Consider the following 12,611-nt stretch of genomic DNA (forward strand, 5'->3'; position numbering starts at 1 on the left):
AAAAGAATAAAGTTTTTTTCTTGCTCTTATCTGATTTAGAGTAATTACTTTATTACTATTTGTTGAACAAACAAGCAAATAGATGTTCTTTAACCAAGCCACCCATAGAACGTATTTTTCCGAATAATCCATTCTGATGATAAGCCGTTAACTCTTTTCCCAGGCTGATGATTTTTTCTTCGGGTGCCAGTTTTTCTTTTCCCATGATATAAAAAATTTCTTTCAGTCTTTTCTGTCCCAGTCTGGCCCGGTGTCTTATAATAGATCGTTCTTCCTGTTGGTATTGCAGCATAGACGTTTCGCTCACGAGTCCTATTCCCATAAATACAATCTTATTATTTTCTTTAAAGAAGTGGGGGAGATAGAACTTTAATCTTCCTTCATAAGATTGCTGATCAAAATCTATAGCGCGGATACGATACTGGTTTCCTTCTATGTCTGGCGTAATATCTACTACATAATTATAAGAGCGCATATCTCCTAAAAGCCGTACAAAGCACCTTTCATTAAACTTGACAAATTCTTTGCATATTCTGGTTTTATTGAAGACGGTGTCTTTAACTGCCTGTTTAATAAAAATATCACCGGGCATACCAGCTATATGCTCTTCTATAAGTGTGTCGCCATCAGTAAGATAATTGATACGGTTGGGAGATAGTACATGTTCAAGTTCCAGTCCGTAAACACGTGAGGCATCAGCTACTTTAACGTAAAAATGGTCGTAATTGTCGTTAAATCTGTTAATGATGCGCACACGAAAAGGTTTGGAGTTACCAAAAGAACAGTAATCTATCCGGGCTACAGAAAGGTGTTCCATAACTTCCATGCGGCCTGATGCTCTCAATAAAGCATAAATGTATTCTAATCCTGGAAATAGATCCTGCATTTCGGACTCGTCGTAATACACGGTATGCCATAATGTATCTACACCATTATTATCTAAAAGTGGAACTGACAGATTAAAACGTAACATGTCACTATACCTGACAGGTAGCTTTACCTCTCTATCATATTTTTCAAGGTATTTTCTAAGCGTTGCATTTACCGGGTAGCTAAACTTTTTCTTGGAGGGAACGTCTTTTCTGTCTTCAAGTACCATATTCAAATATAAGGTACATTTTTTAGTACATGATAAAAAATGTCTGATACTGATAGCTCTTTTTTCGGAATGATGAGCAAGTGCAGTTTTAGTGTGAAAAAGGATATGGATTTGACATCAGTAAAAAAGCTGTATCAAAAAAAGAACTTGCCATCCCGATCGCAGTGGAGGAGGCTGTTCCATGCGCACTTAAGAAGGAAATTTCTCTTTGATACAGCTCTTTGGCTAATTGTTTATTGAGTTATTAGCTTTTTTAATTACTTAATTTCGAAAGTAGCATTGATAGAGTACTGCAATTTTATTTTTTTGAACTCAATATCTGATGACTCTTCACCAGCACCGCTACTATCCATTGCTTTTGCTGCCATCAGAAATTCTCTTACAGGTTGATTATAATCGCTATTATAATCCTGTATAATCAATACAGAACCCAATTTGTCACCTAAAGCATCTGTTAATGCTTTTGCTTTATTCTTAGCATTCATTAAAGCTTTTACCCTTAAATCGTTTTTTAATTGAACAATGTTAGAGTGGCTATAACTATCTATATGCGTAGAAGCAATTCCTTTTGGGTCTACAGATTCTATAATCTGATTATAGCTGTTAAGATCTTTTACTTTTAACTTGTATTGTTTGCTGGCTAAGAAGCTAGGGTCTTTCTTTTTGTTCCAATAATCTGTACTACTGGATACATTGTTAATCATAAAATCTTCTTTTGCTATACCAGCTTTGGTTACGGCAGTTTGCAGTTGTTTTTCTAACTCAACAATTGTTGTTTTACGTTTGTTGTCTCTAAAATACTCTTTCAATGAAATAGAGATGTAAATTTCATCGGGAGTAATCTCTGTTTCTGCAGTTCCGTTTACTTCAACTTTTTTTCTAAGATCAATGTTCTGAGCGAATGCTGAGATACTTGTACAGGCAATGATTGCCGCAATTATTAACTTTTTCATAATACTTCTTATTTTATGTTTTCTGTAAGATGCAAGCATTATACAAATTCCATAAACTTTTTTATGTTTTTTTAGAAAATACGCTATAGTCTTGCCTTGTGCGACAGTATAGGCCCGTAAAAACGACAACTATTGTTTAACGAATTGTAAATCAGCATTTATTTTTACTTCATCGCTTACCAATACACCGCCTGTTTCCAGAGCGGCATTCCAGTTAAGTTCCCAGTCTTTTCGGTTTATCTTACCAGATACAGAGAAACCGGCTTTTTCGTTACCCCAGGGATCTTTTCCTATTCCGCCAAACTCCACTTCCAACTTAATCTCTTTTGTAATATTCTTAATGGTCAGTTTTCCCTTGAGTTCGTATTCGTCATCATCTTTCTGTTTAAATGAGGTGCTTTCAAATATCATTTCGGGATATTTTTCAGCATCAAAAAAATCTGCACTTTTAAGGTGGTTGTCCCTATCGTTACTATTGGTGTCTACAGATGCTGTTTTAATTTTTGCCGTAATACCTGCGGTCAAAAGATCTTGCCCATTGATATGAACGTTAAAGTTTTTAAACTCGCCTTTCACATTACTGATCATCATGTGCTTTACTTTAAAAGTAAGCTCGCTGTGTGATGGGTCTAAAACCCATGAAGCTTTATTTTCCATAATTATTGTTTTTAATGGATATATTTAACAATATAAATCACCTGTTTGTTTCTTTGAGGGAGAGAAATTAGTTGTGTTTTTATTGTTTTGTTTTTGGAAAATAATAGCAAGGTATTGAAGATATGGACTGTATCAAAAGTAATTTGTTCATAGAAATCAACATCACAAATGTCGAATTATGGAAATGATAATTTTTATGATACAGCCCAGTGTTTGTATGGGGTTTGTGATACTTTGAAATTATCTTAAACTATCGGATACTCTACAAAATTCCTTTCCGTTTCGAAAAGTCTTACGTATAAATCCAGTTCAGCAGCTATATGCGGTCTGATTAGATTCCAGATAACAATAGCAATATTTTCAGCCGTTGGATTTAGATTTTTGAATTCTTGTGTGTCCAGATTAAGATTTCTATGGTCAAATCGTCTGACAACTTGCTCATGTATAATATCTGATAGTATTTTCATATCTATCACATATCCGGTTTGTTCATCGGGGTAGCCCACAACCTTTAATTCTAAAATGTAGTTATGCCCGTGGTAATTGGGATTATTACATTTTCCAAAAATCCTTTCATTCTCTTCAGCAGATAAATCGGGATTATTTAATCGGTGTGCAGCATTAAACTGCTCTCTTCTGAAAACCGCAATTTTCTTTCTCATAAAACAAATTTATGAAAGTATACGTATTAATAGGGATAGAAATGTAGGAGATATGTTTGTTTGGCGTAAAAATTATTTTTATTTTGTCTAAATAGCAGAATTTAATGCCAAATTGCGTTTCGTTAATAAAATATTACTGATTTCTTCTTGGTATGGCGAGTAAAACAATATTAGTTTGGTTTAGGAATGATTTACGCATTCACGATAATGAAATATTGATAGAGGCTACGTTAAAAAGCTCGCAAATAATTCCTGTTTATATTTTTGATCCGAGGTATTACACAGAGACTCCTTTTGGCACAAAAAAGACAGGTGTTTTGAGGGCGAAGTTTACGATAGAGAGTGTTTCTGATTTAAGATCATCATTAAAAAATCTTGGTGCAGACCTTTTAGTATTTAAAGGAATTCCTGAAGAAATATTACCAGAACTTGTTAAGCAATACAAAGTAGATGAAGTCTATCATCATCGAGAAGTAGCTTCAGAAGAAACAGATATATCCTCAGCGGTTGAAGATGCGCTGTGGAAGCAACAGATTAACCTCAAACATTTTATAGGTCATACGCTTTACCACAAAGAAGATCTGCCTTTCCCGATAAAAGATATTCCTGATTTATTTGCGAAGTTCAGAAAAAAAGTAGAACGTGAAGGCGAGATTAGAGAACTTTTTGCAACACCCGACAGGATAAACATTCCTCAAGGCTTAACAGAAACGCAGATACCCAATCTGGCCGACCTTGGCTTCACCGATGATATGGTAGAGAGTCAGGAAGAAGCTATGAAAGGCGGAGAGACAGAAGGTCTTAAGCGACTGAATAATTATTTGTGGAAAACAGAAGACCTTCGTAATTATAAGCAGAAAAGAAACTTATTAACCGGATTTAACTATAGTTCCCAATTATCGCCATGGCTGTCTTTAGGATGTATCTCGCCACGGGAAGTGTACTGGGAACTGAAAAAATACGAACGTGAAAGAGGTGCTGCGGATAGCATCAGTCTGATGATTAATGAGTTGTTGTTTAGGGATTTCTTTCGGTTTATGTTCAAAAAACACAGTACAGCCTATTTTATAGATAATGAGGCCGAGCTTGTTCTTAATGAAGCTCAAACAGAGCTTTATCAGAAGTGGTGCAATGGCAATACAGGGGTCGAAATTATAGATGCCAATATGCATGAACTTAACCAAACAGGATTTATAGCTAATAAAGGAAGACAGTTGGTTGCATCCTATTTTATTTACCAGTTGAATCTTCCCTGGGTTTATGGGGCGGCTTATTTTGAAGAAAAGTTAATAGATTATGCTCCTGCCAGTAATTGGGGCAATTGGTCTTTGTTTGCGGGTATAGGCACTCCGCAGAAAGAAATAAAACCGATATTGGATATAGAAAAGCAATCTAAAGAATCAGATCCTAGAGGAGAGTATATCAAAACCTGGCTCACCGAGCTTACAGAACTTTCTTAGGAGAAAATAAAAAGATTCATTCTATTGGTTGTTGAGGTGTTATACAACTTTATTTAGATATAAGAAATTGTTTTTGTCTTTGATAAGGGAATATCAAAGTGTCTTGGTTTTAGGATAAAATATGTCTTCACTTATTTAAATTCATCCTCACCTATTTAATAATAATTTTGTTACCTATCCCATAAGTCGTACTTATTAGTATACCAGATATAATTTTATACATCGTTCAAACATTTTAGGTGTTATTTTGTCAATAAAAAGTATAAAAACATAATACTTTTTAAAAATACACTAAGGGCACCTGAAAATATAGTATTTTAACACTTTAAATTGGTGGTTTACAAACGTAATTTATACTTTTGCCAAACCAACAGAGTATGGACGAAATGGATAGTTTATCATATTTAAGTAACGCAGACTCAGCATATATAGATTCATTATACCAATCTTATAAAGAAGATCCACAATCAGTAGATTTCGGCTGGCAAAAATTTTTTGAAGGGTTCGATTTTGGTTTGCAATCAGATCAGGATGGTAACGTACCTCAACCGGTTATTTCTGGGGCAACTCCAGATCATGTTTTAAAAGAAATTAATGTACTTAACATGATCAATGGTTTTAGAACCAGAGGGCATTTATTTACCAAGACCAATCCGGTTAGGGAAAGAAGAAAATATTACCCTGGCAAAGAACTGGAGACTTTTGGATTAAGTGATGCAGATTTAGATACCGTGTTTAATGCGGGAGTAGAATTGGGGCTTGGTCCGGCAAAGCTTCGTGACATTTATCAACTGCTGAATGAGACTTATTGTGAGTCTATCGGTGTTGAATATAGGTACATGCGTAACCCGCTTAAGTTTAAGTGGTTTGAGGAGCGTATGGAACTGTCGAGAAACAAACCGCAATTTGATGTAGAGAAGAAGAAAAGAATTCTTCAGAAATTAAATCAGGCCGTTGTTTTCGAAAGCTTCTTAGGAACTAAGTTCTTAGGACAAAAAAGATTCTCTCTTGAGGGGGCAGAGGCCCTGATTCCTGCCTTGGATTCTGTAATTGAAAAAGGAGCAGAGTTAGGTATTGAAGAGTTTACAATAGGTATGGCTCACCGTGGGCGTTTAAATGTTTTAACAAACATCATGGGGAAAACCTATAAAGATGTATTCTCTGAATTTGAAGGAAAGTATAATAAAGATCTTCCATTTGGAGGTGACGTTAAATATCACTTAGGTTTTTCAACCGATGTAGAAACTTCTTCCAATAAAAAGGTACACTTGAGTTTGTGTCCTAATCCATCGCATTTAGAAACTGTAGCTGCCGTAGTAGAAGGTATTACAAGGTCTAAAACAGATATGAAATATGGAAAAGACTACACTAGAATTGCTCCTATTGTTATACATGGTGATGCTTCTGTGGCTGGACAAGGTTTGGTTTATGAGGTATTACAAATGTCTAAATTAGATGCATATACTACAGGTGGTACTATTCATTTGGTTATCAATAATCAAATAGGTTTTACGACTAACTATAAAGACGCCAGATCTTCGACATACTGTACAGATATAGCAAAAGTAACGCTATCACCTGTTTTCCATGTCAATGGAGATGATGTAGAGGCATTAGTTTATGCTATTAACATGGCTGTAGAATATCGTCAGCGTTTTCATAACGATGTTTTTATAGATATTCTTTGTTATAGAAGATATGGGCATAACGAGTCTGACGAGCCAAGGTTTACACAACCCTTGCTTTATAAGCAGATCGAAAAACACCCTAACCCCAGAGAAATTTATGTAGATAAATTAAAAGCTCAGGGAACTGTAGATGCCAATCTGGCAAAACAAATGGATAAAGAGTTTAGGGAGTTGTTACAAGAGCGCTTAAACGAATCTAAAGAAGATCCGGGAGCTCCTGTAAATCCAACATATTCCGGTGCTTGGAGCGAATTACGATTGTCTACCAAAGAAGATTTTCTGGAATCTCCGGATACGAGTGTAGACGAGAAAACATTTGTAGAAATAGCTAATAAGATTACTACACTTCCTACCGATAAAAAATTCCTTTCTAAGGTAGACCGTTTGTTCTCTGACAGAAAGAAAATGATTGAACAAAAATCATTTGATTGGGCAATGGGAGAGTTAATGGCTTATGGAACTACAGTTAACGAAGGAAGAAGAGTAAGGATCTCCGGGCAGGATGTGGAGAGAGGAACATTTTCACACAGACATGCGGTTCTGCGTGTAGAAAAATCAGAAGAAGAGTACACACCATTACATCATATAAAAGAAGGACAGGGGTCATTTGAAATATATAACTCTCACCTTTCGGAATATGGAGTATTAGGTTTTGAATATGGTTATGCAATGGCAAATCCGTATTCATTAACTATTTGGGAAGCACAATTTGGCGATTTTGCTAATGGAGCGCAGATTGTTATAGATCAGTACATCTCTTCGGCAGAAACAAAATGGCAAAGAGGAAATGCGCTGGTAATGCTGTTGCCACATGGTTATGAGGGGCAAGGACCGGAGCACTCTTCGGCAAGGATCGAACGCTTTTTAGAGCTGTGTGCGGAGGACAATATGCAAATAACTTATTGTTCTACGCCTTCTCAACTGTTCCATGCCTTACGCAGACAGTTAAAAAGAGATATCCGTAAACCGTTGATTAACTTCTCTCCAAAATCTTTATTGAGAAATCCTAAATGTGTATCGCCTTTAGAAGATTTTACAAAAGGTAAATTCAGAGAGGTAATAGATGACGCAGGTGTAAAAGCAAAAGACGTAAAACGAGTAGCAATCTGTTCTGGTAAAATCTACTACGATTTGCTGGAAGAAAGAGAAAAGAATAATAGAAAAGATGTTGCTTTAGTTAGGTTAGAGCAAATTTATCCTACTCCATTTGAACAGCTGAACGCACTTCGTGAGAAATATAAACAGGCAGAATTTTATTGGGTACAGGAAGAACCTGAAAATAATGGACCTTGGCCTTTTATTTGCCGTGTATTCAGAAAATCGGAATTTAATTTTGAGGTAATTTCAAGAAGAGCAAGCAGTAGTCCGGCAACAGGTTTTGCAAAACAACATGCGGCAGAACAGAATGAAATTATTTCAAAAGTATTTGATGTAGATGGTGCCAAAAAAGAATCGGCTACAGTAAAAAAAGGAAAAACTAAATAGTATTATATTATCACATATATAACGTATTATGAGCTTAGAAATAAAAGTGCCTGCCGTAGGAGAATCCATCACAGAAGTGATTTTATCAAAATGGATAAAGTCAGATGGAGATCAGGTAGAAATGGATGAAGTTATTGCAGAGCTTGAATCAGATAAGGCTACTTTCGAGCTAACAGCAGAAAGTGCCGGTGTTTTAACCACGGTTGCAAAAGAAGGCGATACTTTAGAAATAGGTGCTGTTGTAGCTAAGATAGATGATTCTGGAGCAGCAACTACTACTAAAGCAGAAAAGGCACCTACAACAGAGCAAAAAGAAACATCAGCGCCAGTTCAGGGAGAAGCTAAAACCGTAGAACTAAAAGTTCCTTCGGTAGGCGAATCTATTGCAGAAGTAACTTTAACCAGATGGATTAAAGGTAACGGGGAGCAAGTGGAAATGGATGAAGTTATTGCCGAGTTGGAATCAGATAAAGCTACTTTTGAATTACCTGCTGAAGCTGCGGGAGTATTAACTACCATCGCTAAAGAAGGTGATACTTTGGAAATAGGAGCTTTAGTAGCTACTATTGCAGCAGGAGCAACTTCAGGAGGTGCTACTCCAGCACCAAAAGAAGTTCAGGTAGAGTCTGCTCCTAAAACAGGATCTTCAAGTTATGCAGATGGAACTCCATCACCGGCAGCAGCTAAAATATTAGCTGAAAAAGGAATTGATCCTAAAGCTGTTCAGGGTTCAGGAGTTGATGGTCGTATCACAAAAGAAGATGCTAACAAAGCACAGGTAAGTGCTCCTCAAAAAACTGCTACTTCTGCACCAGCAGTAACGACATCAAATGTTGCTGCAAGTGGAGATAGAAATGAACGTCGTGAGAAAATGACGTCGTTAAGAAAAACAATAGCTAAGCGTTTGGTTTCAGTTAAAAATGAAACAGCTATGTTAACCACTTTTAACGAGGTAAACATGGCGCCAGTTATGGAGCTTAGAAAAAAATATAAAGACTCTTTTAAAGAAAAACACGGAGTAGGTTTAGGCTTTATGTCTTTCTTTACCAAAGCAGTTACCGAAGCATTGAAAGATTTTCCTGCTGTAGGGGCAAAAATAGACGGTGATGAGATTGTTTATAGCGATTTTGCAGATGTTTCAATTGCAGTTTCGGCACCTAAAGGTTTAGTTGTTCCGGTGATTAGAAATGCAGATAAGTTATCTTTAGCTGGAATAGAAAAAGAGGTAATTAACTTGGCAACCAAAGCCAGAGATAATAAGTTAAGTATTGAAGAAATGACCGGAGGGAATTTTACCATTACTAACGGTGGTATCTTTGGTTCGATGATGTCAACACCGATTATCAATGCGCCGCAATCCGCTATTTTGGGAATGCACAATATTGTGGAAAGACCCGTGGCAGAAAATGGACAGGTGGTTATCAGACCAATGATGTACCTTGCATTATCTTATGACCACAGAATAATAGACGGAAGAGAGTCGGTAGGATTTCTTGTAAGAGTAAAACAGCTATTAGAAGACCCGGCAAGATTACTATTGGGAGTTTAAAATAAGTTGTTGAAATCATAATAAAAAACCTTCGGATATTTTAAATTCGGAGGTTTTTTGCTTTACGGGATGCGAACCAATACTTTTTGTAATATCTTATTTGAAACCATATTTCCCGTTTAAATAATCAGGTAATTTTCAATAGCTTTTGAGCGAAGAATCCCTATTTAATTCTTAATTTTGGCTTTATATGTATCTAGAGAAAGTTTCAAACCAACATACGGCAGAAGAGTTTATCAAATTTCCGGTAAAGCTTTATAAAGAAGATTCAAATTATATAAGGCCTTTAGATAAAGATATTCAGTTTGTTTTTGATAAAGAGCAGAATAAGTACTTTAGGCATGGAGAGTGCGAAAGGTGGCTGTTAAGAGATTCTTCCCATAATGTGATTGGTAGAATTGCAGCGTTCATTAATAGAAAAACATTAAATACTTATGATCAGCCTACAGGAGGTTTAGGCTTTTTTGAGTGTATAGAGAATAAAGAAGCAGCTTTTTTACTTTTTGATACTGCTAAACAGTGGTTGGAAGATAAAGATATGGAAGCAATGGATGGCCCTATTAATTTTGGAGAAAGAGATAAGTGGTGGGGTTTGCTTGTAGATGGTTTTTATGAACCCTGTTACTGTTGCAACTATAATCCGAAATATTATCAGGATTTTTTTGAAGAGTATGGCTTTCAGCTGTATTTTAAGCAATTTACCTATTATAGGAAGGTTGGAGATAAATTGGCCGACAAGTACCTTAATAAAGCAAATCGTATATTTCAGGACCCTGATTACACATTTGAACATATCAAACTGAAAAATCTAGCGAAATATATAGAAGATTTCAGAACTGTATATAATAAAGCATGGGTAAAACATGCCGGGATAAAGGAAATGAGTTTAGCACAGGCTAAGGTAATTATGAACCAGTTACGACCAATTTTGGATGAGAAAATAGTATGGTTTACTTATTACAAAGGTGAGTGTGTTGGTTTTTTTGTGAGTATTCCTGAGCTCAACCAATTATTCAAACATGTTAACGGAAAACTGGATTGGATAGGTAAACTTAAATTGCTTTATCATAAATGGAGAGGTACTAACAAAACAATGTATGGTATTGTCTTTGGTATTACGCCCGAACACCAGAGAAAAGGTGTTGAAGTTGCTATGATTGTTAAAGCAGCAGAAACCATTCAAGATACTGATAAAGTATTTTATAAAGATTTTCAGATGAATTGGATTGGAGACTTTAATCCGAAGATGATGAATGTGGCAGAACAAATTGGAGGGCGTGTTTATAAAACGCACCATACTTACAGATATCTTTTTGATAGAACAAAAGAGTTTGAACGTTATCCGATGCTGTAACATATTTGTGTAAAATGTAAGTAAGTTTGGGTAAAACAGATTGAGTAATAAGATTATATCTTTTAATAGTAAAACAAAATCATCCCTGTAAGTATTATTTTTATTTTGTCTAAATTAGCGATAAGATAAGGATAATGAAAGAAGTAAACAGACAAGCACAGAAAGCAAAAATAGTATCCTGGTTAAAAAAGGTAGGCTTTTTAGGTTTTCTATTTTTCCTGATTAAGGGATTGATATGGCTTGTTATATTTTATTTCATAGGAACCAATATTTAAAAAGAATATTTTTTAGTAATGACAAAACTCTCAGTAAACATTAACAAAATAGCGACGCTAAGAAATTCGAGAGGGGGAAATAACCCTGATGTTTTAAAAACAGCTTTAGATTGTGAACGTTTTGGTGCCGAGGGGATAACAGTACACCCACGTCCGGATGAGCGTCATATTCGTTATCAGGATGTCTATGATGTTAAAGCTGCAATAAAAACAGAATTTAATATAGAGGGAAATTGTCAGGAAGAAAAGTTTGTAAAACTGGTTTTAGACAATAAACCCGCACAAGTAACTTTAGTTCCCGATGCTTTAGGGCAGATAACCTCAAATCATGGTTGGGATACTATAAAACATCAGTCTTACCTGCAAGATATAATTGGTGTTTTTAAAGAAGCAGGTATCCGGGTTTCTATTTTTGTAGATCCGGTATTGGAAATGGTTGAGGCAGCCAAAACAACTGGGACAGACCGAATAGAACTTTATACAGAGGCCTATGCTACGGGGTATAAAGCAGATCGGGAGCAGGCAATTGCGCCGTATGTAGAGGCGGCTAAATTAGCGAATAAGTTAGATCTAGGGTTAAATGCGGGACACGATCTTGATTTAGAAAACCTGAAATATTTTGCAGATAATATCAGCGGCCTGTTAGAAGTGAGTATTGGTCACGCTTTAATCTGTGATGCATTGTATTTAGGTTTAGAGAATACTATCCAGAGATATTTGTATCAATTAAGAAAAGGATAGATACCAGAAAGTTCTATAAAACAAAAAAGCCTGAATTAAATTCAGGCTTTTTTGTTTTATAGCTTATTGATTAAAGTCCAAATTTTACAGTATATACTGCTGTTAATTTAGCAGGCATAGGTGTATTGGTTGTGCTGTGTGCTTTCCCTTTAATGGTATAGCTAAATGTGTTTTTAACGAAATCTTGAATATTAATGTTTCCCCCTGTTACAGGAATATCAATAGAATATTTGTTAGTTGAATAATCAGTATTTGTAACGCTGGCTAAAACTTTTGATTCTAACCCGGCAGAACTTATTTCAACAGATAGTTTTTCTAAAACTTTAAAGTTTACATCCGGATTTTGTTCCTTTAATTCAACTTTGATAGACTTTAGTGTTACGCTTTTTATTCCGGAATATGAACTTAAGTCAATAGCAGAAATATTATCAGTACCGGCAATTTTCTGTTCACCAGTAGTTTCAATTTTTGGGATATCAATATTAATTGTTCCTGCAGGGATGTCTACATCCGCTTGAATGGCATCTTTTATTTTACTGCATGAGGTTAGTGCTATAAAAGCTATAACCATTAATCCCAGGATAGAATGTTTTTTGTGAGTTCTCATTTTTTTTTGGTTTAAATAATATTTTACAAAAGTAATATAAAGTATTTTACTTTAATACATGTTTTTTGTGAAAATTTATTT

10 protein-coding genes are annotated in these 12,611 nt (G+C 35.4%); 5 read left to right on the forward strand and 5 right to left on the reverse strand.

Translation table 11 applies throughout. The features are described from left to right. Positions 1-55 precede the first annotated feature (55 nt). The 4 genes from ACFSAH_RS01555 to ACFSAH_RS01570 form a co-directional block, all read right to left on the reverse strand. Entirely contained in the window at positions 56-1,099 is a 1,044-nt protein-coding gene (locus ACFSAH_RS01555; RefSeq protein ID WP_379661037.1) for a hypothetical protein, read from the reverse strand. Between the two features lie 257 nt (positions 1,100-1,356). After that, entirely contained in the window at positions 1,357-2,052 is a 696-nt protein-coding gene (locus ACFSAH_RS01560) for an SIMPL domain-containing protein (RefSeq protein WP_379660925.1), read from the reverse strand. 129 nt (positions 2,053-2,181) lie between these two features. After that, complete coding sequence (locus ACFSAH_RS01565; protein WP_379660926.1) at positions 2,182-2,709, reverse strand: YceI family protein; 528 nt, start codon at positions 2,707-2,709, stop codon at positions 2,182-2,184. Positions 2,710-2,954: 245 nt separating this feature from the next. After that, positions 2,955-3,371, reverse strand: coding sequence for a 6-pyruvoyl trahydropterin synthase family protein (locus tag ACFSAH_RS01570; protein WP_379660927.1), 417 nt, complete (start codon positions 3,369-3,371; stop codon positions 2,955-2,957). A gap of 152 nt (positions 3,372-3,523) precedes the next feature. Between ACFSAH_RS01570 and ACFSAH_RS01575 the strand changes: the two genes are divergently transcribed. From ACFSAH_RS01575 to ACFSAH_RS01595, 5 genes are all read left to right on the forward strand, one after another. Further along, on the forward strand, positions 3,524-4,831 hold the full coding sequence (locus ACFSAH_RS01575; protein ID WP_379660928.1) for a DASH family cryptochrome: 1,308 nt from the start codon (positions 3,524-3,526) through the stop codon (positions 4,829-4,831). A 377-nt stretch (positions 4,832-5,208) separates the two neighbouring features. Then, positions 5,209-8,004 (forward strand): 2-oxoglutarate dehydrogenase E1 component, encoded by a 2,796-nt coding sequence (locus ACFSAH_RS01580; protein ID WP_379660929.1) that lies wholly within the window; start codon positions 5,209-5,211, stop codon positions 8,002-8,004. 28 nt (positions 8,005-8,032) lie between these two features. Further along, on the forward strand, positions 8,033-9,553 hold the full coding sequence (gene odhB / locus ACFSAH_RS01585; RefSeq protein ID WP_379660930.1) for a 2-oxoglutarate dehydrogenase complex dihydrolipoyllysine-residue succinyltransferase: 1,521 nt from the start codon (positions 8,033-8,035) through the stop codon (positions 9,551-9,553). Between the two features lie 190 nt (positions 9,554-9,743). Continuing rightward, positions 9,744-10,907, forward strand: coding sequence for a hypothetical protein (locus ACFSAH_RS01590; RefSeq protein ID WP_379660931.1), 1,164 nt, complete (start codon positions 9,744-9,746; stop codon positions 10,905-10,907). 293 nt (positions 10,908-11,200) lie between these two features. Then, on the forward strand, positions 11,201-11,923 hold the full coding sequence (locus ACFSAH_RS01595) for a pyridoxine 5'-phosphate synthase (RefSeq protein ID WP_379660932.1): 723 nt from the start codon (positions 11,201-11,203) through the stop codon (positions 11,921-11,923). 70 nt (positions 11,924-11,993) lie between these two features. On the opposite strand, the gene ACFSAH_RS01600 is transcribed toward ACFSAH_RS01595, so the two are convergent. Beyond that, positions 11,994-12,530 carry a hypothetical protein gene (locus ACFSAH_RS01600; protein ID WP_379660933.1) on the reverse strand — a complete coding sequence of 179 codons (537 nt, stop codon included), beginning with the start codon at positions 12,528-12,530 and terminating at the stop codon, positions 11,994-11,996. Between the last annotated feature and the right edge of the window lie 81 nt (positions 12,531-12,611).

The sequence above is a fragment of the Pseudopedobacter beijingensis genome, assembly GCF_042678145.1.
Lineage (GTDB): Bacteria > Bacteroidota > Bacteroidia > Sphingobacteriales > Sphingobacteriaceae > Pseudopedobacter > Pseudopedobacter beijingensis.

Bases quoted from the DNA above. Each gene is read 5' to 3' on its own strand.
- ACFSAH_RS01555 (WP_379661037.1), bottom strand. From the start codon at position 1,099: ATGGTACTTGAAGACAGAAAAGACGTTCCCTCCAAGAAAAAGTTTAGC.
- ACFSAH_RS01560 (WP_379660925.1), bottom strand. From the start codon at position 2,052: ATGAAAAAGTTAATAATTGCGGCAATCATTGCCTGTACAAGTATCTCA.
- ACFSAH_RS01565 (WP_379660926.1), bottom strand. From the start codon at position 2,709: ATGGAAAATAAAGCTTCATGGGTTTTAGACCCATCACACAGCGAGCTT.
- ACFSAH_RS01570 (WP_379660927.1), bottom strand. From the start codon at position 3,371: ATGAGAAAGAAAATTGCGGTTTTCAGAAGAGAGCAGTTTAATGCTGCA.
- ACFSAH_RS01575 (WP_379660928.1), top strand. From the start codon at position 3,524: ATGGCGAGTAAAACAATATTAGTTTGGTTTAGGAATGATTTACGCATT.
- ACFSAH_RS01580 (WP_379660929.1), top strand. From the start codon at position 5,209: ATGGACGAAATGGATAGTTTATCATATTTAAGTAACGCAGACTCAGCA.
- odhB (WP_379660930.1), top strand. From the start codon at position 8,033: ATGAGCTTAGAAATAAAAGTGCCTGCCGTAGGAGAATCCATCACAGAA.
- ACFSAH_RS01590 (WP_379660931.1), top strand. From the start codon at position 9,744: ATGTATCTAGAGAAAGTTTCAAACCAACATACGGCAGAAGAGTTTATC.
- ACFSAH_RS01595 (WP_379660932.1), top strand. From the start codon at position 11,201: ATGACAAAACTCTCAGTAAACATTAACAAAATAGCGACGCTAAGAAAT.
- ACFSAH_RS01600 (WP_379660933.1), bottom strand. From the start codon at position 12,530: ATGAGAACTCACAAAAAACATTCTATCCTGGGATTAATGGTTATAGCT.